The sequence below is a fragment of the Pyxidicoccus fallax genome, from assembly GCF_012933655.1.
Lineage (GTDB): Bacteria > Myxococcota > Myxococcia > Myxococcales > Myxococcaceae > Myxococcus > Myxococcus fallax.
In genome coordinates this window covers 1-25,201 of sequence record NZ_JABBJJ010000119.1, presented here as the reverse complement: position 1 = coordinate 25,201, position 25,201 = coordinate 1, and the positions used below count along the sequence as shown (strand labels likewise).

The 25,201-nt window shown below is 69.1% G+C and carries 25 protein-coding genes; 12 read left to right on the top strand and 13 right to left on the bottom strand.

What is annotated here, in order from left to right; all coding sequences use genetic code 11:
- Nucleotides 1-189: 189 nt before the first annotated feature.
- The 5 genes from HG543_RS24775 to HG543_RS24755 all read left to right on the top strand — a co-directional run bounded on the left by HG543_RS24775 (nt 190) and on the right by HG543_RS24755 (nt 5,852).
- Complete coding sequence (locus HG543_RS24775; protein WP_169347322.1) at nt 190-2,334, top strand: serine/threonine protein kinase; 2,145 nt, start codon at nt 190-192, stop codon at nt 2,332-2,334.
- Between the two features lie 108 nt (nt 2,335-2,442).
- Entirely contained in the window at nt 2,443-3,486 is a 1,044-nt protein-coding gene (locus tag HG543_RS24770; protein ID WP_169347321.1) for a hypothetical protein, read from the top strand.
- A 67-nt stretch (nt 3,487-3,553) separates the two neighbouring features.
- Nucleotides 3,554-4,267, top strand: coding sequence for a hypothetical protein (locus HG543_RS24765; RefSeq protein ID WP_169347320.1), 714 nt, complete (start codon nt 3,554-3,556; stop codon nt 4,265-4,267).
- Between the two features lie 147 nt (nt 4,268-4,414).
- On the top strand, nt 4,415-4,831 hold the full coding sequence (gene rnk / locus HG543_RS24760; RefSeq protein ID WP_169347319.1) for a nucleoside diphosphate kinase regulator: 417 nt from the start codon (nt 4,415-4,417) through the stop codon (nt 4,829-4,831).
- Between the two features lie 85 nt (nt 4,832-4,916).
- Nucleotides 4,917-5,852 carry an MBL fold metallo-hydrolase gene (locus HG543_RS24755; RefSeq protein WP_169347318.1) on the top strand — a complete coding sequence of 312 codons (936 nt, stop codon included), beginning with the start codon at nt 4,917-4,919 and terminating at the stop codon, nt 5,850-5,852.
- Here the strand turns inward: HG543_RS24755 and HG543_RS24750 are convergent.
- The 9 genes from HG543_RS24750 to HG543_RS24710 all read right to left on the bottom strand — a co-directional run bounded on the left by HG543_RS24750 (nt 5,842) and on the right by HG543_RS24710 (nt 13,275).
- Nucleotides 5,842-6,090: a hypothetical protein gene (locus tag HG543_RS24750; protein ID WP_169347317.1), complete on the bottom strand. Its 249-nt coding sequence runs from the start codon at nt 6,088-6,090 to the stop codon at nt 5,842-5,844. The genes HG543_RS24755 and HG543_RS24750 overlap by 11 nt on opposite strands.
- 67 nt (nt 6,091-6,157) lie before the next feature.
- Nucleotides 6,158-6,529, bottom strand: coding sequence for a holo-ACP synthase (locus HG543_RS24745; RefSeq protein WP_169347316.1), 372 nt, complete (start codon nt 6,527-6,529; stop codon nt 6,158-6,160).
- A 56-nt stretch (nt 6,530-6,585) separates the two neighbouring features.
- On the bottom strand, nt 6,586-6,822 hold the full coding sequence (locus HG543_RS24740; protein ID WP_169347315.1) for an acyl carrier protein: 237 nt from the start codon (nt 6,820-6,822) through the stop codon (nt 6,586-6,588).
- Between the two features lie 36 nt (nt 6,823-6,858).
- Nucleotides 6,859-8,100 (bottom strand): beta-ketoacyl-[acyl-carrier-protein] synthase family protein, encoded by a 1,242-nt coding sequence (locus HG543_RS24735; protein ID WP_169347314.1) that lies wholly within the window; start codon nt 8,098-8,100, stop codon nt 6,859-6,861.
- Nucleotides 8,097-9,377 (bottom strand): beta-ketoacyl-[acyl-carrier-protein] synthase family protein, encoded by a 1,281-nt coding sequence (locus HG543_RS24730; protein WP_169347313.1) that lies wholly within the window; start codon nt 9,375-9,377, stop codon nt 8,097-8,099. Before HG543_RS24730 ends, HG543_RS24735 begins: the two co-directional genes overlap by 4 nt.
- Nucleotides 9,378-9,424: 47 nt before the next feature.
- Nucleotides 9,425-10,222: an SDR family NAD(P)-dependent oxidoreductase gene (locus tag HG543_RS24725; RefSeq protein ID WP_211194149.1), complete on the bottom strand. Its 798-nt coding sequence runs from the start codon at nt 10,220-10,222 to the stop codon at nt 9,425-9,427.
- A 22-nt stretch (nt 10,223-10,244) separates the two neighbouring features.
- Nucleotides 10,245-11,207: an aromatase/cyclase gene (locus HG543_RS24720; RefSeq protein WP_169347312.1), complete on the bottom strand. Its 963-nt coding sequence runs from the start codon at nt 11,205-11,207 to the stop codon at nt 10,245-10,247.
- Between the two features lie 32 nt (nt 11,208-11,239).
- The gene (locus HG543_RS24715) at nt 11,240-12,091 is read right to left on the bottom strand and encodes a cyclase family protein (protein ID WP_169347311.1); all 852 of its coding nucleotides are present in this window, start codon (nt 12,089-12,091) and stop codon (nt 11,240-11,242) included.
- Between the two features lie 56 nt (nt 12,092-12,147).
- Complete coding sequence (locus tag HG543_RS24710; RefSeq protein ID WP_169347310.1) at nt 12,148-13,275, bottom strand: alpha/beta hydrolase family protein; 1,128 nt, start codon at nt 13,273-13,275, stop codon at nt 12,148-12,150.
- 182 nt (nt 13,276-13,457) lie between these two features.
- Here HG543_RS24710 and HG543_RS24705 point away from each other — a divergent pair, with 182 nt between their 5' ends.
- From HG543_RS24705 to HG543_RS24675, 7 genes are all read left to right on the top strand, one after another.
- Nucleotides 13,458-15,545, top strand: coding sequence for an AMP-binding protein (locus HG543_RS24705; protein ID WP_169347309.1), 2,088 nt, complete (start codon nt 13,458-13,460; stop codon nt 15,543-15,545).
- Nucleotides 15,546-15,547: 2 nt separating this feature from the next.
- Complete coding sequence (locus HG543_RS24700; RefSeq protein ID WP_169347308.1) at nt 15,548-15,850, top strand: muconolactone Delta-isomerase family protein; 303 nt, start codon at nt 15,548-15,550, stop codon at nt 15,848-15,850.
- A gap of 22 nt (nt 15,851-15,872) precedes the next feature.
- A complete protein-coding gene (locus HG543_RS24695; protein WP_169347307.1) occupies nt 15,873-16,589 on the top strand; it encodes a muconolactone Delta-isomerase family protein in 717 nt (238 codons plus the stop codon).
- A 147-nt stretch (nt 16,590-16,736) separates the two neighbouring features.
- Nucleotides 16,737-17,114, top strand: a complete 378-nt coding sequence (locus HG543_RS24690) for a hypothetical protein (RefSeq protein ID WP_169347306.1) — start codon at nt 16,737-16,739, stop codon at nt 17,112-17,114.
- A 70-nt stretch (nt 17,115-17,184) separates the two neighbouring features.
- Nucleotides 17,185-17,946, top strand: a complete 762-nt coding sequence (locus HG543_RS24685) for a MerR family transcriptional regulator (RefSeq protein ID WP_169347305.1) — start codon at nt 17,185-17,187, stop codon at nt 17,944-17,946.
- Nucleotides 17,947-18,262: 316 nt separating this feature from the next.
- Nucleotides 18,263-21,124 carry a TIM-barrel domain-containing protein gene (locus HG543_RS24680; protein WP_169347304.1) on the top strand — a complete coding sequence of 954 codons (2,862 nt, stop codon included), beginning with the start codon at nt 18,263-18,265 and terminating at the stop codon, nt 21,122-21,124.
- Nucleotides 21,125-21,156: 32 nt separating this feature from the next.
- Nucleotides 21,157-21,876, top strand: coding sequence for a DUF6209 family protein (locus HG543_RS24675; protein WP_169347303.1), 720 nt, complete (start codon nt 21,157-21,159; stop codon nt 21,874-21,876).
- Nucleotides 21,877-21,926: 50 nt separating this feature from the next.
- Here HG543_RS24675 and HG543_RS24670 read toward each other — a convergent pair whose 3' ends face one another.
- From HG543_RS24670 to HG543_RS24655, 4 genes are read right to left on the bottom strand one after another with little or no spacing between them, the layout of a single operon-like run.
- Complete coding sequence (locus HG543_RS24670) at nt 21,927-22,565, bottom strand: pentapeptide repeat-containing protein (RefSeq protein WP_169347302.1); 639 nt, start codon at nt 22,563-22,565, stop codon at nt 21,927-21,929.
- Complete coding sequence (locus HG543_RS24665) at nt 22,562-23,596, bottom strand: ABC transporter substrate-binding protein (protein ID WP_169347301.1); 1,035 nt, start codon at nt 23,594-23,596, stop codon at nt 22,562-22,564. Before HG543_RS24665 ends, HG543_RS24670 begins: the two co-directional genes overlap by 4 nt.
- Nucleotides 23,597-23,621: 25 nt before the next feature.
- Complete coding sequence (locus tag HG543_RS24660) at nt 23,622-24,404, bottom strand: ABC transporter permease subunit (protein ID WP_169347300.1); 783 nt, start codon at nt 24,402-24,404, stop codon at nt 23,622-23,624.
- Complete coding sequence (locus tag HG543_RS24655) at nt 24,401-25,153, bottom strand: ATP-binding cassette domain-containing protein (RefSeq protein ID WP_169347299.1); 753 nt, start codon at nt 25,151-25,153, stop codon at nt 24,401-24,403. The genes HG543_RS24660 and HG543_RS24655 overlap by 4 nt, the downstream gene beginning before the upstream one ends.
- Nucleotides 25,154-25,201: the final 48 nt, after the last annotated feature.

Below are 25,201 nucleotides of genomic sequence, written 5' to 3'. Positions count from 1 at the left end.
CCGGCATTCACTCACTGAACCGTCACGCATTCCGGTCACTTGGACTCCAGAGTGACCCGAGTCCTCGCGCTGCTCGCGGTTCCCGAGAGCGGACGATTGTTCCCTCCCGTCGTGCTCTGCTACGACGCCGCCACCGGGCCACCCCCATGGCCCCGCTGAAGTGGTTCGGAGGACTCCCCGTTGGACCAGATGGGCAAATACCAGCTGATGCGCAAGCTGGCGACGGGTGGCATGGCCGAAGTCTTTCTCGCCAAGTCCTCGGGGCCGCTGGGTTTCGAGAAGCACCTGGTGGTGAAGCGAATCCTCCCGCACCTCGCGGAGGATCCGCAGTTCGTCGAGATGTTCCTGGCCGAGGCCAAGCTGGCCGCGCGGCTGAACCACGCCAACATCGTCCAGATCTTCGACTTCGGTATGGAGGGCGGTTCGTACTTCATCGCCATGGAGTACGTGGACGGCGTGGACCTGCGCACGCTGAAGCGGCGTGCGAAGCACCAGGGCACTTCCATTGCCTTTCCCCTGTGCGCGCGACTGCTCTCCATGGCCTGCGAGGGATTGGCCTACGCGCACGAGCTCGTGGACTCCGCGACGGGTCAGCCGCTGAACCTCATCCACCGGGACATCAGCCCCGACAACATCTTCGTCTCCAAGACGGGCGGCCTGAAGATCCTGGACTTCGGCATCGCCAAGGCCACCACCGCGGGGCTGCGCACCCAGAGCGGTGTCCTCAAGGGGAAGGTCCCCTACATGCCGCCGGAGTACCTGCTGGGCGAGCCCATCGACGCGCGGACGGACATCTACGCGCTCGGCGTGGTCCTGTTCGAGCTGGTCGCCGGCCGCCGCCCCTACCGGAGCGACAATGACGCCCGGCTGATCCAGGCGGTCCTCAACGAGCCACTCCCGGACATCCGCGACCTCCGACAAGGCGTGCCGGAGCAGCTGGTGCAGATCCTCTCCCGTGCGCTCGCCAAGCATCCCCACCGGCGCTACGGCAGCTGCCGCGAGTTCCACGCCGACCTCGAGCGCTTCCTGTACCTGTACAGCGAGCCGGTGGGGGCGATTCAAATCGCCGCGTTCGTCCGGGAGATGAGCGGCCCCCTGCCGCCTGAAGCCGCGAACGAGTCCGTTCCCACGACGCCCGAGCCCCGGCTGTTGCTCGAGAACAACGAGATGGAGGCGCCGAAGTCGGTCGTCACGCGGCGCGACCGCACGCCCGGTGCCTCCAAGCCTCCCGTCGAGGCCCCGAGCCCTCCGCCCGAGGTCACCGAGGTCGAGACGAAGCAGGTCACCGTTCCAGTCACCGCGCCGCTACCGGCGCCGCCTCCGCCGCGAGCCGCCACGCCGCTCCCCAGGGCCCGTCCGCTGCCGGCCACACGCGAGGAAGAGGCGGTCCCCTCCCCGCGCCCGGCGGAGCCCCGGTCCCCGGCCGTCGTGCCCAAGCCCGCGCAGCCGGTGTCCAAGCCCCATCCAACGGTGGCCAGACCCGCGCCGGTGGCCAAGGCTCCACCGGCCGCCAGGCCTCTGCCGCCCGCGCGCGCCAGGGCCGTGACGGAGGGCGACGAGGAGGCCTTCAGGCCACAACAGGGCTGGATGCAGCGGAACCTGAAATGGTGGGCGCCCGCGGCGCTCGGATTCCTGACGCTCGGCGTTGCTTCCGCGGTCGTCGGGAACAACAAGCCGCCCGCGAAAAGCCCCGCTCCTGCCGAGCCCGTCGCGACCGCCCCCGCGCCCCAACCCGTGGCTCGGGAGCCAGAGGTCGCCGTCGAGCAGGTTCCGACTCCAGCCCCCGCCACAGCGGCTCCAACCTCCGCCGGATCCTCGGAATCTCCCATCCCTCTAGAGGCAGACGCGGGAGTCACCAGCGCCTCGCACCTAGCGGAGGCTCCCGAGCCCGCGCCTTCCACGCAGGTTGCCAACGCCGCCGATGCGCGTGCCGTGATCCGGGTGAAGTCCAACCTGTCCGGAGAGGTCACCATCAACAACATCCGACTCGGCAAGCCACCTGTCGAGTACACCGTCGCGCCGGGTGCGGTGCGGATCTCTGTCGGAGGCATCCACCAGGGCCACCGCTTCAGCAGAAAGCAGACCGTGAAGCTGGCGGCGAACGAGAAGCTCGACATCGATTTCCAGTTCGAGAAACGCAAGGTCATCCTTCGCCCTCGTAACGACGAACTGCTCGTCCAGAAGATGGATGACATCATGGTGAACGGGCATACCGAAGTGAGCACCTACGAAGGCGAACACCATCTGACTCTCCAGCACTCGCGCACCAAGGAGACCTTCTCGGCCAGGTGCACGCCAGAGAAGACTTTCAAGGTCTGGCTTTGTAAGCCCTGAGTTTACGTCTGTTTTCGACGTGCCCTGACAGTGCCCGCCCATCTCTCAATGAAGATCCCATCTTCCACCGGCGGATGTCTCCCCCAGAGGCATCAGCGCCTCGTCCGGATGGCCCCCGTCCTGATCGTGATGGCACTCAGCGGCTGCGCGCTCACAGCTCACGCCGCGGGCGCCGAGACGACCTTTCCCAAGAGCCCCAACCGCTTCATCCCGAGAATCGCTCGTCAGTACGACGCCCTGGAGTTCGAGGCGGCGATCGAGATGTTGCCCAGGGCGGAGCGCTTCACCTCCAACACCGACCGGGAACGCCTCTGGCTGGATCTGATGAAAGGCGTCCTGCACTACAGACTCAGCCAGGGCAAGCCCAACGGCCCTCAGTCCGAGGACGCGCGCATCGCGGAGGCCGCATTCAGGCGTGCGCTGGAGCGGGCACCGGACGCGATCCTTCCCATCCGGAATCCCTCCCAGACCCTGACGCAGTACTTCGAAGAACTCCGCGCGGCATATCGGCAGCAGCTGCCAGTGCAACAGACGGCTTCACCGGAGGAGCCCCCGCCGCCTCCCGCCAACATCTCCAAGGAAGACCTGGCGAAGAAGCTGCGCAAGATGGAGTCCGCAGCCTACGAATGGGCTGGAGGCCGGCTCCCGCCCCCTGTGTCCGCAGCGTTCCGCGATCTCTACGACCAGGCCCTCGTCGCGAACTCTCCCAAGGAGAAGCAGACTGTTGCCGGCGAGATCGACACGTGGATGAGGGTGCTCACGGACAAAGATACCCGGGGCGTCAATTCATTGACCCCCACGCCCGTCGCCCCCCAGCCCGTCCACGCGCGCTCCAATCACCTCTCGGATGAGGTGCCCCGTTCGACGTTCGACCTGATGCTGAAGTCCCTGACGGTCTACGTGCTCACCCAGCGGGTTCGCGGGATGAAGCAGTGGCTCATCATCCAGTCGGAGGAAGGCTACTCCCGCCAGCTCGTCGACCTGCTCAACCGGGTGAGCGAGCAACATCTTGAACTCGAAACCGCCGAGACCTCCCACGAGCGCATGGGCATCGCCATCACGCTGGACAGGATTGAAGGCCAGATGTTCATCCACACGGGCTGGCGCATCCGGGGCTCCGATCCGCGCCCCATCTCCTTCGCGAGCAGGTGACGCGTCACCCGATGACGCCGCGCGCGCGTTTCAATAAATAGCGGGTCGCACCTCGGAGATGACTCCCATGAACCCGCTCATCCTCGCGCTGACGCTGACCCTCCACGCCAACCCGGAGCCCGACGCGCCGATCTCGGCCTACGTCAAGGCGACCTGCTCCTCGGCGGAGACGCCAGAGTCCCAGGAGAATGAGGACGGCCCGACGACCGCCGACATGCGCAACGAGGCGGACGCCCAGGTCGCCTGCCTGAAGCAGGCCATGGAGCGCGAGCTGGACGGGTTCCTCGTGCCGCTGAAGCAGAAGGACCCCAAGGCCTTCAAGTCCTGGATGGCGCTCCAGGCCGACTTCAACCGGTGGACCACCGCCTCCTGCGACCTCTACGAGCGGACCTCGGGCAACGACGGCAGCATGGCCGGCTTCGCGGAGATGGCGTGCGCCCAGGACGTCCGCGCGCACAGGGCCTGGTTCGCGAAGCAGCTCGCCTCGGGTGACCTCAAGCCCTTCTGGTCGCTCGTGGAGGCACTGCAGCCCCGGGGACAGAAGGCCGCGCAGGAGACGCTGGCCCAGCTCAAGGAGGCCAAGACCTCCAAGCCCGAGGACTCCGAGAACCCGCTCCTCGGGCTGGAGCCGAAGGAGCTGAAGGCCTTCGAGGCGAAGCTGAAGGAGACGAACGCGGCCACCGAGAAGCTCGCCAAGGGCCATTGCAAGGTCCTGCCGGGCGCGCCCGCCGGATGCGAGGCGAAGCTCGCTACCTACTTCCATGCGATGAGCAGGATGTAGGCAGGACCCACCGTCTCCGCATCGCCGCGCGTCTTCTTCCTGACGGATGACGGAGCCCCCGAAATCAAATGGTGGGTCATGGAATAATCCCCGAGCCAGGGTGTTGAATGGGGATTACCCCAACCCTTTTTTCGGGAGCCGTGTGACATGACCAGCGAGCAGTCCCTCATCGTGACCGAGACCGACCTGGAGCGTCTGCGCCACGTCATCGACCATCAGGGAGGGGGCCGCATGGCCGAGCTCGCGGAGATGCTTGACGGGGAGCTGGCCCGCGCTCGGGTGGTCGCCTCGGAGGCGGTGCCCCCGACCGTGGTGACGATGAACAGCACCGTCATCTTCGAGGACGAGGAGACCCGCGAGCGGCGCCAGGTCACGCTCGTCTATCCGCGAGACGCCCGCTCCGACGAGGGCCGCATCTCCGTCCTCGCCCCCATCGGCAGCGCGCTCATCGGCCTCTCCGTGGGCCAGTCCATCACCTGGCCCCTGCCCGGCGGCCGGTCCAAGCGCCTGCGCATCGTCGAGGTGCCGTACCAGCCCGAGGCCGCGGGTCACTACCACCTCTGAGCCGTCCACCCGGCACCGTGCGTCCCACATGACGCACGGTGTCACCCCGACGGTCCCCAGCGGCCCGCGGCTATGCTCGAAGGCCATGAGACTCGCGCTCGTGGCCTCGCTCGCCGTGATCTTCGGCCCTGGGTGCTTTCCCCACCGGTCGCTCGACGAGGACGGCAACTGGTACTCGAACTCCGCGCAGGAGCAGGGCGACGCGCGGGTCGGCCAGTACATCTCGGGCCAGTTTTCGTTCGCGACCTCCTCGTACTGGATTGAAGGTCCCGACGGGCTCATCCTCATCGACACGCAGTTCGTGCCGACCGCGCTGCGCAAGCTCATCCGCTTCGGCGAGTGGACCACCGGCAAGAAGGTCAAGCTGGCCATCGTCCTGCACCCCAACCCCGACCGCTTCAACGGCACGGCCTGGGTCAAGGACCAGGGAGTCCCCGTCGTCACCTCTGAGCAGGTCCTCGAGCGCATCCCCGACGTCCACGCCCGGTGGGCGCCCGTCTTCGCCGAGAAGTACGCGACGGCCCTCTACCCCCGGAACGTGACGCTGCCCGACAGCTTCGGGCGCCATACGACGGAGCTGACCGCGGGCGGAGTCACCGTGAAGGCGCACGTGCTCGGCGGCGGGTGCAGCCCGGCCCATGTCGCCGTCGAGTGGGAGGGCCACCTCTTCGTCGGGGACCTCGTCGCCAACGGCACCCACAGCTGGTTCGAGAACGGAAGCGCCGACGCGTGGCTGCAGCGCCTCGACGAGCTGCGCGCACTGAACCCGAAGTGGATCCACCCGGGGCACGGCCCCACCGGCGGCCCCGAGCTGCTCGACCAGCAGCGGGAGTACGTCCAGGGCGTGGTGGACGCGGTCGCCGCGGAGCATCCCCGGGGAGCGTCCTCACCCGAGGCCCTCGCGCGAATCAAGGACACGGTGACGCGGCGCAACCCGCACCGCGCCTTTCCGCACTTCCTGCCGATGTTCCTCGGCGCGGAGTGGGCGCGCCAGGCGGCGCTGGCCTCCCCTACCCCGTAGTCCCCGTGTCCGAACTGTCCGTGCGCACGGGGATGGGCACGGGCTCCATCGCCGGGCTTGCCGCGCTCCGCAGCGACGTCGAGAGCAGGTCCAGCAGCTCGGTGGTCAGGTTGACGACGTGGGACGGTGTGTACCCATGGGCCACGAGCTGACGGAACAGCGAGCTCGCGAGGATGGAGATGCCGCGGTTCTTCTCGTTCGCGGTCTGGACCACGAGATTCGTGTTGGGTGAGTGCATGGTGCCTTTCATTCCCGTTGGCTTCACCCGGATGGAGCGTCCGGCGGCACGTTCGTGATGCGCACGTTCAGCTCTCGGCGATGACGGTGGCCACCGCCATTCCCTCGCTGTGCGTCAGCGTCAGGTGGAGCCGCTGCACGCCGAGCCGCTCCGCGGCCTCCTTCGCGGCGCCGCGCAGCCTCAGCGCGGGACGGCCCTCGGGGGTGTGGAACACCTCCAGCTCGTGCCAGGACAGCCCTTCCGGAGCGCCCAGCGCCTTGAGCACCGCCTCCTTCGCCGCGAAGCGCGCCGCGAAGTGCTGGGCCGGCTCGCCCCGCGCCTGGCAGTAGGCCCGCTCCGCCTCGGTGAAGACCCGCGCCTCGAACCGGCCCTCGGTGCGCGCCATCATGCCGGCGATGCGCTCGATGCCGCACAGGTCCGTTCCCAAGCCGATGATCATCCCCGTCTCCCCTCCCGGCCGGAGGACACCGCCCTCCGGCCGGGAATGAGGCGTCCTCACCGGGCGCCCGCGCCCACCAGGGCGTAGATGTCCCGCACGGTGTGGATCTTCTTCTCCGCGCCCTCGCCGAGCGGGCGCGCGAAGGCCTTCTCCATCATGGTGACGATCTCCACCATCTCCGTGGAGTCCACGTCGAAGTCGTCCTTCAGCGACGCGTTGGGCTCGAACTCCGCTTCGTTCCGGCCCAGCAGTCCGGCGAGCACCTCGCGCACCTTCTTCTCCTCTTCCAGCATGGCTTTCTTCTCCTCCGTGTCCTTGGGTGAAGCCGTTCAGGCCCGCGCGAAGCGGCTGATGATGAGCGACGCGTTGAGCCCACCGGAGCCGCGGCCGTTGAGCATCACGTGGTCCACGCGCTCGGGCGTGGTGGTCTCCGTGACGAGCGAGACGTCCAGCGACGCATCCACCGTCCGGGTGCCCACCGTGGGCGGCACCTCGCCGTGCTGGATGGACAGCGCCGCCAGCCCGGCATCCAGGGCGCCCGCCGCCCCGTACAGGTGCCCCGTCATCGTCCTCGGCACCGAGACGGGCACGCGCCGCTCGGAGCCGAACACCTTGCGCAGGGCCGCCGCCTCCTGACGATCTCCCTCCGGCGTGGCCAGCCCGTCCGCCAGCACGTACGAGATGGCGTCCGGCGTCACGTCCGCGTCCTCCAGCGCCTTGCGCATCGCCACCGACAGGTGGCGCTCCTCGGGCGGCAGCAGCGCGGGGTGGCACGCGTCGTTCGAGAGCCCGAAGCCGAGCACCTCCGCGTAGATGGGCGCCCTGCGCTCCAGCGCGTGCGTCAGCTCCTCCAGCAGCAGGAAGGCCGCGCCCTCGGCGGGCACGAGGCCCCGCCGTCCCGCGTCGAAGGGGCGGTATGCGCCGTCCGCGGGCGTGTCCGGGCCCACGAGGACGCCTTCGGTACCGCAGGCCAGGTACGTGAAGGGCGTGATGGGGGCCTCGGCGCCGCCCGCGAGGCTCACGTCGCACTGCCCGCTGGCGATGCTCCGCGCCGCCAGCGCGATGCCGATGTGCCCGCTGGCCCGCTCACCGCACACCGTCTTGCTGAACCCGCGCAGCCCGAAGTGGATGGAGATCTGCCCCTGCGGCGCGGCGGGGAACCAGGACGTGGCCTGGAAGGGGCTCACCTCCTTGACGCCCTGCGTGTGCAGCTTGCGCAGCTCGCGGTCCGTGAAGTCCCACCCGCCGAAGCAGTTGCCCACGAAGACGCCCATGCGCTCGCGGTCCACCCGCTCCAGATCCATCCGTCCGTCGTCCAGCGCGAGCTGCGACGCCGCCACCGCGTATTGCGTGTACGGGTCCAGCTTGCGCGCCAGCCGCATGGGCATGAAGTCGGTGGGGTTGAACCCATCCACCTCGCCCGCCAGCGCGCTCGGGTAGCCCGTGGGGTCGAACCGGGTGACGCGCCGGATGGCGCCCCTCCCCGCGCGGATGTTGTCCCAGACGGCCCCCTGCCCGATGCCGCCGGGCGCCACGAAGCCGATGCCCGTCACCACCACTCGACGACTCATGAAAGACCTCCCTCGTAGTCCGGGCGCGTGAGCACCAGGGCGCTGTGAATCCCGCTGAACCCGCTGGCGCCCTTGAGCACCACGTCGACCTGCTTGCGGCGGCCCTCGTTGGGCACGTAGTCCAGGTCGCACGCCGGGTCCGGCGTCTCGTAGTTGATGGTCGGCGGTAGCTCGCCCCGCGTGAGCGTGAGCACCGACGACACCGCCTCCAGGGCGTTGGCCGCCGCCAGCGGGTGGCCGCACATGGACTTCAGCGAGCTGATGGGCACCTCGTACGCGTGCGCGCCGAGCACGCTCTTGAGCGCCGCCGTCTCGTTGGCGTCGTTCTGCGCGGTGGAGCTGCCGTGAGCGCTCACGTAGTCCACCTCTGTCCCCCGCATCCCCGCGTCGTCCAGGGCCAGCCGCAGGGAGCGCGCGAGCGCCGCGCCATCCGCCGGCAGGTCCGTCATGTGGAAGGCGTTGTTGCAGGAGCCGAAGCCCCGCACCTCGGCGAGGATGGGCGCCCCACGCCGCAGCGCGTGCGAGCGTTCCTCCAGGATGAGGATGCCCGCGCCCTCGCCCAGGACGAAGCCGTCGCGGTTCTTGTCATACGGCCGCGAGGCCTTCTGGGGCGCGTCGTTGCGCTTGGACAGCGCGCCGATGACGTCGAAGGCCGCCATGGCCACCGGGGTGATGGGGGCCTCCGCCGCCCCGGCGATCATCACGTCCGCGTCGCCGTTCCGGATGCAGTCCAACGCGAAGCCAATGGCATCCAGCCCTCCGGTGCAGCCGGTGGTGAGCGCGGTGCTCGGCCCCAGCGCGCCGTAGCGGCTGGCCACCTCCGCCGACGCCACGTTGAAGGTGGCCGCCTGGTAGAGCGTGGACCGGACCTTCTCCGGCGCGATGGGCCGCGTCCCGCGCTCCGTCAGCACCAGAAAGTCCCGCTCCATGAGCGGCGTGCCGCAGATGGCGTTGCCCACGCACACGCCCACGCGCTCCTTGTCCACCTGCGCGTTCTCGAGCCCCGACTCCGCCACGGCCTCGCGGGCCGCCACCAGCGCGAACTGGATGTACCGGTCCAGCCGGCGTGCCTGCTCCGCCGTCAGCCCCTGCGCCAACGGATCGAAATCCAGCGCCTGTCCGGCGATGCGGCTCTTGAACCCCCGCGTGGGGAACACCTCCACCGGATGGACACCGGAGCGCCCCGCCATCGCGTTGGCCCAGAAGGCCTGCTTGCCCACCCCGTTGGGGGCGACGATTCCGATGCCCGTGACGACGACCCGTCGTCGCTGCTTCATGTCCCTGACTTTCACTCGCGTCTCCCGCGCTGCTGTCTCGTGTGGGGTTAGTAGTTGCCGAGCCCGCCGCAGATGTTCAGGGCCTGGCCGGTGATGCCTTTCGCGCCCGGGGACGCGAGGTACGCGACCATCTCCGCGACCTCGTCCGGCTGGATGTAGCGGCCCATGGGCACGCGCTGCTCGATGCGCTTTCGGGCGTTCTCCTCGTCCACGCCCCACAGCCGCGCGTAGTTGCGCCGCGCCTGGCCGCCGAGCTCCGTCTCCACGAAGCCCGGGCACACCGCGTTGACGGTGATGCCCCGCGGCGCCAGCTCCAGCGCCAGCGACTTGGTGAAGCCAATCACCCCGTGCTTGGACGCGCTGTACGCCGCCGCGTAGATGACGCCCTGCTTGCCGCCCGTGGAGGCGATGCTGATGATGGACTCCAGCGCGTCACCGGTGTTCTCGTTGAGCACCGCCTTGGTGACGTAGAAGATGCTGTTGAGGTTGGTGTCCACCACCTCCCGCCAGAGGTCGTCCTCCATCTTCGCGGTGATGCCGCCGCCGCCGCGCCCCGCGTTGTTGACGAGCACGCTCACCGGGCCCAGCTCGGAGACGATGGCGTGCACCGCCTCCCGCACCGCGTCCGCCGAGCGCACGTCGCACACGGCGATGGCCGCCCGGCTCCCCGCCTCGCGCACGGCGGCGGCCGTCTCCTCCAGCTGCTCCCGGGAGCGCGCCAGCAACCCCACGCTGTACCCGTCCCGCGCCAGCCGCAGCGCCGCGGCCTGTCCGATGCCTCGTCCCGCGCCGGTGATGAGCGCGACCTTTTGCGTGTCCTTGTTCATGTCCTTCGTTCCCGTCATGGTGTGGTGCTTCCTTCCGTGCTCACGCTTCCACGCGAGCCTTGATGGCCTTCATGGTTCCCAGGCTGTTGGCGTTGATGGCGTTGGCGACCCGGCGCAGCGCCTCGTCCGTCCCGATGTCGCCCCACATCTCGCGTGCCTTCTCCGGCGCGAGCTCGACGGCGTGCCACGACACGACGCGCACGCCGCCGGGGACGGGCTCCACGCGCCACTCGCCGGTGTGCTCACGCAGCACCGGGGGCGGCTCGGGCTGGAAGTAGGTGATGTTGCGGCCGTGGGTGTTGCAGCGGCGGATGGTGCGGATGCGCTCCTCGCTGCCGCGCACCTCCACCGTCATCACGAACTCCTGGTTGCGCCCGTCGTCGTAGCGCATGTCCACGGCGCGGCAGTGGGGCAGCAGCTCCGGCCAGCCCGTCGCCTGCTGGAGCAGCGCGTAGACGCGCTCCGGAGGCGCGGAGATGGTGAGGCTCTCCTCGAACTCCGCGCGCGGCGGCGCCTCCTGCTTGCGGCCCGCCCGCTCCTTCGACTCCAGGAACTGCTTGAGGGCCTGGAGCTCCTTCTGGCTGTTGTCGTCCGTGGAGCGCACCATGAAATCGAGTGCCTCCTGCTGCGTCGTGACGCCCTCCACGAGGCCGTGGGGCTGCGCCTTCACCGCGAAGCGGTGCTCCAGCACGGCCAGCGTTCCCGAGCGCAGCGCGTGGAAGTGCCAGTCGCCCTCCATGCGCTCCAGCAGCGGCGAGGGCCGCACCTGCCGGAAGGAGATGTGCCGCACGTCGGGGTGGACCTCCCGCTCCGACCGCCAGCTCATGGGCTGGCCGTTGGCGAGCGCGGAGATTTCGATGACCTGCCGGGCGCCTTCCTCCGCGACGATGCGCGCCGCCTTGCAGGGCGGGAAGATGGCCGGCCAGCACTCGACGTAGCGAATCAGGTCGAAGACGACGTGGACGGGCGCATCAATCTCAATCTGGTGCTTCATTCGGTACATGCGGACTGCTCCTGGTGTGTGAGGGGGGTGTTTCAGAAGAGGGCCACCACGCGGCACCAGGCGGCGTCCGCGCGGGCGAGCTTGATGGGGAAGCAGGACACCTTGAAGCCGTGGGGCCGCTCGAGCTTGTCGAGGTTCGCGAGCCGCTCCAGCTGGCAGTACTCCTTCTTCCGGCCGAAGAGGTGCGCGGGCCAGAGCGCACGCGGGTCTCTCGTGCGCACGTAGTCCTCCAGCATCTGGTGGAAGGGCGCGTCGAAGCCGAAGCTGTCGATGCCGATGACGCGGATGCCCTGCTCCACCAGCCAGCGCGTGGCCGCCTCGGTGACGCCGCGGAAGTGGGTGAAGTAGCCGGGCCTGCCCACGTGCAGGTCGCCCCCGGTGCGCAGCAGCACCACGTCCAGCGGCTTGAGCGTGTAGTCGATGCGCTCCAGCTCCTCGATGACCTCGTCCCGCGTGACGGGGCCGTCACCGGGCTCGCCGCGCACGTCCAGCACCACGCCGTCCCGGAAGCACCACTCCAGCGGCACCTCGCAGATGGTGCGCGCGCGGTCTCCGTTCGCGTCCACGTCGCCGTAGTGGAAGGGCGCGTCCATGTGCGTGCCCGTGTGGGTCGTCAGCGTGTAGCGCATGAGCGACAGGCCCTTGCCGTCCGGGAAGTCGCGGTGGTCCACGCCGAAGCCGAGCTTGTGCTTGAGCCACTCGCGCGCTTTGGCGAGCCGCGAGCCGCGGCCCCGGGAGTGGATGAGCGCGCTGCCCAGCAGGTCCGCGCCGCGCCGGTGGTCGATGTACTCGCAGCGGATGACGTCGGGTTCCCAGTGATTCGCATCCACGGGGACGCTCAGGTCCACCAGGTGGGGGACGTTTCGTGAGGGGTGGGTTTGCATGTGGGGGCTTTCAAAGAGAGCGGGCCGGGGCCCGGATGTGACGTGGACCGGAGGAATCAGGCGCCCGCGGCTGGAAGGGCGCGTGCCATCCAGGGACCGAGGCGGGCGCTCGCGAGCTGCTCGAGCGTGGTGCACAGGAAGTCCCGGTCGCCCCGGGCCCACTCCAGGAGCTGGAGGCTGGAGGCGCGAGGCCACGTGGGGTCCTCGGTGTCCTGGACGACGAGCAGGGGTGCGTCGAGCCTCGGCACCTCGCGCAGGCTCAGCTCGCTCCGGGCGAGCCGCTCCATGGCGTCCGCGGAGCGCTCGCAGTACGCGTACTTCAGCTCCGCGCGCACCAGCTCGGGCAGCCGCGCGTAGTGCGCGTGGTCGTATCCGCCCGAGATGCTGATGCAGGCCCGGAGCCGCTCCGGAAGGAGCGCGGCGGCCCGCGCGGCCAGGTAGCCGCCGTGGCCGAGCCCGCAGATGCCGAGCCGCCCGGAGTCCACCCGGGGGTGCTCGCTCACGCCGTCCAGCACCGACGTGACGACCTGCTCGAACGCCACCGGGAGACGGCGGAGCCCCGACAGCTCGCCCTGGCCGGGCCCGTCGAAGAGCAGCACGGAGACACCGTGCGCGAGGAACTCCTCCGCCAGGGCATGCAGCTCCACCTCCTTGGCGCTGCCCAGGTCGTTCACCAGGAGGACGCACGGGGTGCACTCCCCGGTGCCGGCCAGCAGCAGATACGCGGGCAGCGTGAAGTCGCCATGAGGGACGCGCAGCGACTGCACTTCATGAGGAAGCAACGGGCGGGCGCACTCGAAGAGGCGCGTCACCCGCCGCCGGGTCATGAACTTCGCCTCGGGGTTGTCGAAGAAGGGCAGCTGCGCGAAGTGGTGGCACGCCGCGGAGCGCAGGAGCATCCGCCGCTGGGTGGCGCGCTCGCGCATGACGGCGGCTTCCATGGAGCGCGCCTCGCAGACGTGCCCGCGCGAGGTCCAGACGTCGTGCCACAGAGCCTGCTCCTCCAGGAGCGGAGCATCTCCGAGCGCTGTCAGGCAGGAGCGGATGTCATCCCAGTCCAGCCCGCTGAGACGCATCCGGTGGATGAGCGGGGTGCACAGCGCCTGGATGGGCGTGGGCCGCCAGGACTTCGTCACGCCCGACGGCGACGACGGCGCTGCAAGGAGTTGGGGCGGGAATCGCATGTTCATCCTTTGTGGAAGACCGGGTCGGTCTTTCGTCACGTCGGATGGAGGGAATGCGCGGCGCGTGTGATGGATGGACTTCGCGCGCGGGGACGAATCACAAGGTGCCCGCCCTCACTCCAATGAATGGCTGGGCGAGGCAGAACGCCGCGCCCGCCTGATTGGAGAGAGGCATCCCCCACATGTCCGAAACCGCATCCTTCCGACTGGAGCACTCCACCTGGATTCGCCAGGAGCCCGCCCGGGTCTTCGAGCTCATCCTCGCGGTGGACCGCTGGCCGGAGATCTTCCCGAGCTGCGTGGCCGCGTCCGTCCTGGAGCAGGGCGAGCGCACGATGCGCATCGAGCTCACGGCCCGCATTGGAGGTGGCACGCACACCGCCCGCTCCCGGCGCGTGCTGTCACCCACCGGCTACCGCATCGACTTCGAGCAGGAGTCTCCCCTGCCCCCGCTGACCGCCGTGAGCGGCTCCTGGGAGGTGGTGTCCGAGCCCGGCTTCGGCTGTCGCGTCGTGCTCATCCGGGACTGCACGGTGGCCGGCGGCTCGGACCGCTTCGCCACCGCGCACGACGCCGAGCAGTGGCTCCGGAAGGTCCTCGACGGGAGCAGCCGCGAGGAGCTGCGGGCGCTCAAGGTGGCCAGCGAGCGGGGCCGCACCTCCGTCCGCGAGCTGATGACGCTGACACGCCCGCCCTTCACCCCGCCGGGCCACCGCTATGACGAGCTGCTCCGGGCCACCGCCCGCCGGAGCCCGCACCGGGACGCGCTCCGCCATGGCGGCATCTCCCTGACGTTCCGCGCGCTGGACGCGCTGACGGACGCCGTCGCCCACGTGCTGCGCGACGAGCTGGGCGTGCGGCCCGGCGAGGTCGTCGCCCTCACCGCCTGCCTGCGGCCGGAGGCGCTCATCACCTTCCTGGCCATCTCGCGGGTGGGCGCGGTGGTGACGCCCATCAATCCGCTCTATGGCCCCCGCGAAATCGAGCACCAGCTCCGCGACACGGAGGCCGTCGCCGCGGTGCTGACGGGCGACATGTACGTGCTGGCGGCGGGCCTGCGCGAGCGCCTCCCCGGGCTGCGCCGGCGGGTGGGCTTCGCGGGCGCCGCCTCCGGAGACGACGCGCTGCTGGAATTGGCCGCCCGCCAGCCTCCCTGGCCGTTCCCCGAGGTGGAGGTCGACGCGGACGCCGTCCTGTCCATCCCCTACTCCAGCGGCACCTCCGGGCTCCCCAAGGGAGTGATGCTCAGCCACCGCAATCTGGTGAGCAACGCGCTGCAGTTCGTCGCCGCGCACCACGTCACCGAAGCGGACGTGCTGCTCAACGGGCTGCCGGTGCTGCTCAGCATGCACCTGGGCGCCAGCATGGCCTCCGGCGCCACCCAGGTGCTGCTGGACCGCTGGGACGCGCGGCACCTGATGCACCTGGCCCGGGAGCACGAGGCCACCCAGCTCTACACCGTGACGCCCATGGTCGCCGCGCTGACGGCGCTGGAGGACCTGGAGTCCCTGCGGGCCCCCCGGCTGAGGTTCATCAGCAGCGGCGCCTCCAGCCTGGACGTGCGCGTGGCCCGGCAGGCGAGCACGCGGCTCGGCATCCCCGTGCTGCAGGGCTTCGGGCTGACGGAGGCCTCGCCCCTCACGCACGCCACGCCGGTGTTCGCCGGCTACCAGGGGCCTCCGGGCGCCTGCGGTCTTCCGGTGCCGGACACCGAGCAGCGCATCGTCGACACCGCCACTGGCGAGCAGGAGGTGTCCCCCGGCACCGTGGGCCAGCTCTGCATCCGCGGGCCGCAGGTGATGCGCGGCTACTGGAAGGGCGAGGAGGAGACGCGCCGCGCGCTGCGCGACGGCTGGCTCTACACGGGAGACCTGGTGTTCGTCGACGACGAGGGCTTCCTCCACTACGTGGACCGGCTCAAGGACGTCATCAAGCACCAGGGGCACAGCATCGCGCCCGCGGAGCTGGAGGCCGTCCTCAAGGAGCACCCCGCCGTGAAGGACTGCCTCGTGGTGGCCCTGGACGTGGGCCATGACGAGCAGCTCCCCTACGCCTTCGTCGTCCCCAGGCCCGGCGCGCTGGAGCCCGAGCGCATCCTCGCGGAGGTGAACCCGCGGCTCGCTGGCTACAAGCGCATCGCCCGCATCGAGTTCGTCAACGCCCTTCCCCGGAGCGGCGCCGGAAAGCCCTTGCGGCGCCTGCTCCGCGAGAAGGCCCAGCAGAGCGCGGCGTCCCAGAAGGGCCCGTCCGCCATCCCCACAGGAGCATGAGCATGTTGATTGCCTGCATCACCCAGGAAGACCCACGCCACCTGTCCGCTTCGCACGTGGAGGAACTCCGAGAGCGCGAGCGGCGCTACTACCTGGGCCTGAGGGCCGAGGGAAAGCTGCACTCGTACTTCGTCCGGCGTGGCGGCGGAGGCAACGTCCTCATCTTCGACGTCGCGTCGCACGAGGAGCTGCACCGCCTCGTCCTCATGGGCCCGCTGTCGATGTTCCAGAAGTCCCAGGTCTTTCCGCTCATGGCCCTGCAGAGCCTGGGCAACCTCACCCACGCGATGGCCGAGAACGCCTGACCCCCTACCGGAGAACCCACCCATGCTGTTCGCCGTCCTGACCGAGGCCGCTCCGGGCGACCTCCCCATCCCCACGTACCTGGAGACCGTCAACCGGGGACACGAATACATCCAGGAGCTGTTCGCCTCCGGCCACCTCAAGCACGCCTTCGTGCGCGCCGGAATGGCCGCGGGCCTGTGGCTCATCGAGGCCGACTCCCCCGAGGCGCTGGATGCGCTCATCCAGCGCAACCCCACGGCCCCGTACGCCCGCTACCAGAAGATTGCCCTCGCCCAGCCGGAGAGCCTCTGCTTCTCGGAGTCGGTGACCATCCATGCTCCCGCCGAGTTCGTCCACGCCCTGCTGTGGGAGGTGGACCGCTGGCCGAGCCTGCTGCCCCACGTGAGGCGCGTCACGCTGCGGGAGCGGACGCACACCTACCAGGACTTCGAGCTGGAGGCGGCGGGCCCCTCGCGGACGCGCGTGTGTCGCATCATCCGCCGGGATGACGAGGGCCGGCGCATCGAATACGAGCAGGTGCACTCGCACCCCCTCGTCCGCTCGCACCAGGGCGCCTGGCTGCTCGACCCGGTGGGCGACACGGTGGTGGTGACGGCGGAGCACACGCTCGAGCTGGAGCCCGACTCGCACCAGCGGGCCCGTCACATGGTGGGCCAGGAAACCCTCTCCACCTTGCGGGTGGTGAAGGAGCTGGCCGAGCGGCAGCGGTCCCTCGTGGGCATGGGGGACTCGACCTGAGCCCCCGCGCGGGGTGGGACGGCCGGGCGAGCCCGCCCCGCGCATGGACGGAAGCTTCCCGGACACACGACGCGGCGTTCCGCTCTCGGCCCCTGAGGGGTCCTGCGGACGCTGCCAATCCTTCCTGTGAGCAAAGGGGACAGCAGCATGGACGTGGGACTGGCGACGATGTTGGGAGCGGGCGGTTTCTGGACGGCCTCGGGTGCCGTCTTCGCCCATCAGATGCGCAACGGTCGCTTCGACGCGGCCAAGAAGGTCCACCAGGACATGGACCCCACGGCGTCGAACCGCCGCTGGTGGATCAAGGTGGGCTCGATTACCGCGGTGGGCGCGCTGTGGCTCGCGGCGGGGGTGTCCTACCTGCTCGACTCGAACCAGGCGATGAACCTGGTGAAGGTGGGCCTGGGCGCCTTCCTGGTCGAGCAGCTCCTCACCCCCATCCTCGGCCCGAAGCACTGGAAGGCCTACACCGGGGTGGTGCTGGGCGTGGCCCTGCCGGCGTTCATCTGGAGCCGGCTGGTCTGAATCGAACCCGGGGGGGCTTGACCCTCACGCGACGTGAGACCCTACACCTTGTCTCCAGAGGTGGAGGGATATGGCCCTTACGGTGAGTCAGGTGGCACGCCTGGCGAAGGTCAGTGTCCGGGCGCTGCATCATTACGACGAAATCGGCCTGCTGCGCCCTTCGGAGCGCAGCGAGGCCGGGTACCGGCTGTACACCCAGGCGGACCTGCAGCGGTTGCAACAGGTGCTCTTCTTCCGGGAGCTGGGGTTCCCGTTGGAGGAGATTCGCCGCATCCTGGGAGATCCCTCCTTCGACCTGCGTTCGGCCCTGCTGATGCAGCGGCAGTTGCTGTCGGAACGGTCCGCACGGCTGGACGCGCTGCTGGGCGCCGTGGACGCGGCGCTCGACGCACTGGAGAAGGGAACGAGCATGGACCAGGAGAAGATGTTCGAGGCGTTCGGCGACTTCGACCCGACGAAGTACGAGGCCGAGGTGAAGGAGCGCTGGGGCGACACGGAGGCCTACAAGGAATCCGCCCGCAGGACGGCGCGCTACACGAAGCAGGACTGGCAGCGCATGAAGGCGGAGCTGGACCGCATCCAGAAGGAGCTGGCCGAGCTGCTGGGCGCGGGCCGCGCGCCCACGGAAGCAGCGGCCATGGACCTGGCGGAGGCGTGGCGGCAGCACATCTCCCAGTGGTTCTACCCGTGCTCCTACGTCATGCACCGCGGGCTGGCGGAGATGTACGTGGGCGACTCCCGCTTCACGGAGAGCATCGACCGCGTGCGCCCGGGGCTCGCCCGGTTCACCCGTGACGCCATCATCGCGAACGCGGAGCGGCACGGCGAGTAGGCGAATGCAAGTCAGCGACTGTCTTTTTTTCGCAACCTGACCGCAAAAGATCATCAGCCTCTGACCGGGGAACGGGGTTCCCGTGCGTTGACAGTCGGGAGCCCCGCAGCGAAGAATTCCTGGCGTGACGCGAAAGCCCAGACGCATTCGCCGTCACCCGGAAGTCATGCCCTGACGTAGCGGGCTCCAGGCAAGTCCTGCTCTGCAGTCATCCGTTCCTCGACTCCAGACTTGCCTCCGAACTCCCACCCCCACAAGTCGGCCCGTGTCCCCTGTGCGTCCCTGGAGGGCGTCCGCCCTCCATTGGTGATTCCCCATGACCAAAGCCCTGTCCAAGCCCACCGCGCTTCCGCAGAAGAGCGCCGCCCCCGCCGCACGCTCCTACGCCCCCGCCGACAGCTACCAATTCGTCAACGTCAACGCCTTCACCCCCAACAACGATGGCTGGACCTCGTTCGGCAACGTCATCACCCATTCACGCAGTGGGAATGTCTTCACCCTCACGGCCGCGGAGAACGCCGTCTCGTGTCAGCTGTCCTTCCTGTCTCCCACGTGCTTCCGCGTGCGGTTCAACCCCGCGCCGGGGTTCGACTATTCGGTGGAGACCTCGGTGGCGGTGGTCAACCGCGCCCTGGGCCCGGTGAACCTGAACGTCGTCCGGGACGATGACCAGGCCATCGTCGTGGACACCGGCAAGATGCGGGTGGAGATCCAGCTGCAGCCGTACCGCGTCCTCGTGTACCGGGGAAACCAGCTCATCAACGCCGACCAGCCCGGGAAGAACCTCGTCTACATCCCCGGCCAGCAGGTCGTCGCCAACTTCAAGGTGTACCCCAACGGCGCCCGCTACTGCGGCTTCGGGGAGAAGGCCGGCGCGCAGGTGCTGAAGAACGAATTCACGATGACGTTCTTCAACTACGACAACTTCATCTACTCGTCCGGCCCCGTGCCGTCGAACAACGAGGGCGGCCCGCTCAACCCCAGCGAGGCGCTGTACTGCTCGGTGCCGCTGGTGCTGGAGAACAACCCCTCGCCCCAGGGGGACTACGCCGGTCAGGCCTACAGCTACGGCATCTTCTTCGACAACCCCGCCCAGTCGTACTTCAACATCGGCGCGAGTGACTACTCGGACATGCGCGGGAAGTACTACTTCGGCGCGCTGTACGGGGACATGGATTACTACTTCATGGCGGGGGACGACACCGCCGCGGTCATCCAGCAGTACACCGCGCTGACGGGCCGGCCCACGATGCCGCCGAAGTATGTCTTCGGCTACCACCAGGGCTGCTACGGCTACTACGACCGGCCCACGCTGGAAGGCGTGGCCCGGGCCTACCGTGACGCGCGGATTCCCATCGATGGGCTCCACATCGACGTGGACTTCCAGAACAACTACCGCACCTTCACCAGCAGCGAGGTGAAGTTCCCCAACGCGCCGCAGATGATGGCCGGGCTGCACCAATTGGGGTTCAAGTGCAGCACCAACATCACCCCGCTGCTGACGGACAACACGCTGGACGAGAACGGGAAGGAGACCCCCTACACGCAGCGGGAGGCGCTGCTGTCGATGAACGGGCTCATCTACAACACCCGCGCCAACGAGGGACCCAACCCCAACCTGTACGAAGGGCAGGTCTCCTACGGCACGAACGCGGGAACCAATCCCTATCCCTACCCTCCCCTGCTGCAGGACAGCGGCGGCATGCCGCTCGGCGCACCCGGCAACTACCCGGACTTCGGCCGCGCCGAGGTGCGCAAGGTCTGGGGCGAGCAGTACTCGCACCTCATCCAGACGGTGGACATGGACATGATCTGGCAGGACATGACCTGCCCGGCCATCGCGAAGAGCGGTGACTCGCCGTATCAGACCTTCCCCCTGTCGATGGAGACGAACAACGGCACCACGTACGTGCCCAACGCGATGATGCACAACGCGTACGTGCTGCTGCTGCTCCAGGCCACCTGGGAGGGCATCAACGTCCTGCGTCCGGACCGGCGCAACTTCATCATCGCGCGCGGGGGCTACGCGGGCATGCAGCGCTACGCGGGCCTGTGGACGGGAGACTCCGCGTCGAGCTGGGACTTCCTGCGCATCAACATCCCGGAGGTGCTCAACCTCGGCCTGTCGGGCATCCCCATCTCGGGCTGCGACATCGGCGGCTTCGCCAACGGCTCCGGGAGCACCACGCCGACTGAAATCGTTGGCACGCCGTTCCATGGCGCCCGCGTGCAGGGCGGCGTCACCGACTACGAGCTGCTCACGCGCTGGATGCAGGCCGGCTCGTTCCTGCCCTGGTACCGCAACCACTACGACGGCTACACCAAGCAGTTCCAGGAGCCGTACGCCTACGGCGAGCCCGTGCCCACGCACTGCCGCACGTACGTGGAGCTGCGCTACCGCATGCTGCAGCTCTACTACGACGCCATGTACCAGGCGACGCAGACGGGCCTGCCCATCGCCCGGGCGCTCTTCCTCAACGACGCGCAGGACCCGCGCGTCTACGACTACTTGAACGACCAGTTCTTCATCGGCCGCGACTTCCTCGTGGCGCCGGTCATCACGCCGGGCACGGGCAACCCGCCGGTGGCCACCCGCTCCGTGTACCTGCCAGCGGGCAGCCAGTGGTACGCGTTCAAGGACAACAAGGCCCCGCTCGATGCGCCCGTGAACGGCGGGACGCTCATCCAGAACTGGGTCGCGGACCTGGGCGAGGTGCCCATCTACGTGCGCGCCGGCGCCATCCTGCCCTTCCGCGAGCTGGAGCAGTACGTGGGCGAGCTGGATACGAACCCGCTCACCCTCAACATCTACCCGGGACCGGACAGCACGTACACGCTGTACCAGGACGACGGCGTCACCACGGAGGCGGAGCTCGAAAAGGCCTATCGGTGCACGGAAGTCAGCCACCAGGGCATCCCCAGCGGGCAGAAGATCCGGGTGAAGCGCGTGTATGACCGGTACACGCCGAACGAGCGCTTCTATTACATCGCGCTGGTGGGCACGCGGGCGCCCTCCTCCGTCACACTGGGCAACGCGAACCTCCCCAACGTGGGAGACCCCAACAGCCTCTCGGGCTCCCAGCAGAACGCGTACTACTGGAACGAGAGCATCCAGGTCACGTTCATCAAGCTCTTCGACACGCAACCGGATGTCACGGTGACGGCGATGTACCAGTAGCCGGCTCGGGCAATCCCATACACGAGGGTTCCATGCTTTCACGACACGGACTCGGCAAACCCGCCGCGCTGTACTTCACCCATACCTGGAATCAGCGGCTCGAAGGCGACCTCACGCCCGGGGGCAAGCTCAGCATCTACTACGACCCGCACCGGATGCCGCTGGCGCGCGACTACCTCTTCGGGGCGCCCGCCCAGCCCATCACCGCGCACGTGAAGTTCTCCGAGCAAGGCCCGGTGCAGGACAAGGTGCTGTGGTCGCCCGCCGGCATCCTCCGGCACGTCGACAAGGACCCGCTGGGCTACGGCTCGATGCTGTTCCAGGAGCTCGTCATTCCTCCGGACGCGGAGGAGGTCATCGTCTGGTTCGACTACCGGAGCAGCGATGGCCAGGTGCACTACGACAGCGACTACGGGCGGAACTACGCGTTCCGGTTCCTGACGCGGGACGTCCGGCCACACGAGCTGTCATCCGCGGCGAACGGGAGCGCGCGCCAGCAGGGGCTGGCCGTCCATCCGCGGGCCACGCAGGTCCGCGTGCGCTACCGGCTGCTGGACAAGGGCGTCCCCGGCCAGCTCCAGGAGGCGCCGCTCAAGGACACGGGGAAGAGCGACCCCGAGGGACACCGCATCTGGGTCCTCCCCGACGCGGCGCTCCCGGTGGGCAAGCCGGTGGTCTTCGACCTCGCCTACCAACTGAACGGCCGCACGTACCTCGACGACAACAGCGGCAAGCACTTCATGCGGAAGTAGCGAGGGCCGCTCCGACGCCTCCCTGCTCGCACGGAGGGAGGCGTTCCGGTTCAGCGGCTCTTCCGCCCCGCCCGCTTCGGCACGTCATCGTGGTAGCCCGTCACGAGCATGCCCAGCGTCCTGGCCAGCCCGACCACCGCTTCCACCGGGACACGCGTGTCCTTCAGCTTGTTGCGAGCGGGGTCGAGGAATACGCCCGTCGCGCCGGAGAAGTCGGTCCGGGTGAGGGTGCAGCCACGGAAGTTGCTGTCGCTGAGGTCCGCTCCCGTGAAGTCCGCGTCCGTCAGGTCCAGGTCGAAGAAGTTCGCCTCTCGCGCGGCACACCGGAGGAAGGAGACCTGCCGCAGGCTGAGTCCGACGAAGGAACAATAGGACAGGCCACAGCCCTCGAAGCCCAGCTCGGGGTTGGAGGCCACCCCGCTCCAGTCAATCCCCATCAGCTTGGAGTCCTCGAAGCGCACGCCCCGGAACCGCGCCTCGGCGACCTGCGCGCGCGTGGCGTTACAGCCACGGACGACGCAGGCTTCGAGAGTCGCTCCCTTCCAGCGACTCTCCTGGAGCTGGCAGTTCTCGAACGTGCACCGATAGAACTCCTTGCCGCGCAGGTCGGCGTTCTGGAGGTCCTCATTCGAGAACGTGACGTTCTCGAAGAAGTCCTCCCGCGCGAGCCGTTCCAGCAGGTCACTCATGGCCGTGAGCCGGTGAACTCCGGCAGCAGGAACTCGTCCACCGGGGGCGCCTTCTCGATGATTTTCAGGTCCACGAGCTGCTGGCCCAGCTGCTCCCACCGCTCGCGGCTCATCGTCCCCAGTCCCCGGGCCCGCGTCTCGTCCGTCTCGATGAGCGGCTTCTGCGTCTCGGCCGCCGAGGCGAACGTCTCCGCGTCCATCGTCGTGTTCAGCTTGCCCATGAGCGCGTTGGTCGGCCCCGGGGTGTCCAGGTAGGTCCGCCAGCCCTCACGCACCGCCGCCACGAAGGCCTTCACGCGCTCGGGCTGCTCCTTCCAGTACTGCCGTCGGGTGATGACCACGGCGATGTACGGGTTGAAGCCCTCCTCGGCCACCAGGAACACCGACGGCGTGGCGCCCTGCCGCTTCGCGGCGATGGGCTCGGCGGTGATGAAGCACTGCTGGGCGAAATTCTTGTCCGCCACGAAGCGCGCCACGCCGCCGTCGTAGGGCACCACCTTCACCTTGTCGAAGCCGTACTTCTTCTTGAGGAAGGCCGCGTAGGGAAGGCCCGGCTCCAGCGCCACCGTGCCCGAGGACAGCACGTCCTTGATGCCCTTCGCCCCCCGCGAGGCATGGGCCATGATGGCCAGCGGAGACGTCTGGTACACCGCGAACAGCGGCAGCACGTCCAGGCCCCGGGCGCGCGCGGTGAGGATTTCATCGGCGCCGCTGATGCCGAACTCCGCCTGGCCGGTGGCCACCATCTGCTGCACGGGGGCGCCGGCTCCACCACCGAGGATGTCCACCTCCAGCCCATGACGGGCGAAGGCGCCCGACTCGCGCGCCGCGTAGAAGCCACCGAACTCCGGCTCCGGCACCCAGTTGAGCGCCAGCTTCACCCTGGCCGGTGCGGGCTGCGCGGCCTGGGCCGTGCTGGCATCCGGGGCGGTCTGGGCGCCCTGCTTGGGCTCCTCCTTCTGGCGCGAGCAGGCCCCCACGACCGCGAGAAGCACCGCACAGCCCAACAGTCTCACGAGGCGTCCGCTCACGTTCAGCTCCTTCCCTGACAGCGAGTTACAGGCCCGACGCCGACGGGTGCCAGTGCCGCAGCAGCCGGGCGCCGATGAGGCTCACCGCTCCAAACAACACCAGCCCCAACCCCGAGGCCGCCAGCACCGCGGCGAACAGCAGGTCCGTGCGCAGCTGGCGGTACGCGGACAGGACGAGGATTCCCAATCCGGCGGCGCCCTCGGAGAAGCCGGCGACGAACTCGCCGACGATGGCGCCGATGACGGACAGGCCCGAGGCGATGCGCAGCCCCGTGAACAGGTGCGGCATCGCCGCGGGCAGCTCCAGCTTCCACAGCGTGGCCAGCCGCCGCGCGCCATAGAGACGGAACATGTCCCGGAGCGCTGGCTCCACCGAGCGCAGCCCGGTGAGTGTGTTCGCGATGACCGGGAAGAGGGACACGATGAAGGAGGACACCGCAACGGCGCGAGAGCCCGGGCCGAACCACAGCACCAGCAGCGGGGCGACGGCCACGATGGGCACCGTCTGCAGGAACAGGGTGTAGGGATAGAGGGCCCGCTCCAACAGCCGCGAGGAGGCCAGGAGGATGGCCACGAGCACGCCCAGCCCCGCGCTCAGCCCGAAGCCCACCAGGGCGGAGCTGCCCGTGGTGACCGCCGCACCGAGGAGCGACGACGCTTCTCGAGCCCCGACCTTGAGAATGGCCGAGGGAGGCGGCACCAGCCAGCCAGGAACCTCCAGCAGGCGCACCGTGCCCTCCCACAGACCCAGCAGGACGACGAGGGCCACCAGCGGAGGTCCCGCCTGGCGCAGGAGGTCGCGGTTCACCAGCGCTCTCCCTGTTCCAGGGCCTCGTTGAGCAGGCGGGCCTCGCGGGCGAAGGAGGCCTCGGTGCGCAGGGAAGCGCCGCGCTCGGCGGGCAGCTCCAGCGTCCTGTCCAGCACCACGCGCGCGGGCCGTCGCGACAGCACCACGGCGCGCTCGGCCAGGTAGGCCGCCTCGGAGATGGAGTGGGTGACGAAGAGCACGGTCATCCCCAGCTTGCGCCACAGCGCGCGGAGTTGGTCATCCAGCCGGCCGCGCGTCAGCTCGTCGAGGGCGGCGAAGGGCTCGTCCAGCAGCAGCAGCCGCGGGTGGGTGACGAGGGCTCGCGCCAGGGACACGCGCATGCGCATGCCGCCGGACAGCTCCGCCGGATAGCGCGCGGTGGCATCGCCGAGCCCCACCTGTTCGAGCACGGCGCGCGCCGCGGCGTGGCGCTCCGGCTTCGCCACGCCGGTCAGCTCCAGCGGCAGCGCCGCGTTGTCCAGCACCGAGCGCCAGGGCAGCAGGTGCGCGTCCTGGAAGACATAGGCGATGGGGGCGCGCTCGCCCTGGGTGCGCTCCAGCGGCGGTGTGAAGGAGATGCTCCCCGCCTCGGGACGGTCCAGCCCGGCCACCAGCCGCAGCAGTGTGGACTTGCCGCACCCGGAGGGCCCGAGCAGCGCCACGAACGAGCCGGGAGCCACGTCCAGGTCCATTCCCGACAGCACGGGGACGTTGCCGGAGAAGGTGCGGCGCAGGCCCTCGACCTTCACACGAACGCCCCCGCTCCCGGAAAGGGGGGCCAGGGGGGAAGATGGGAG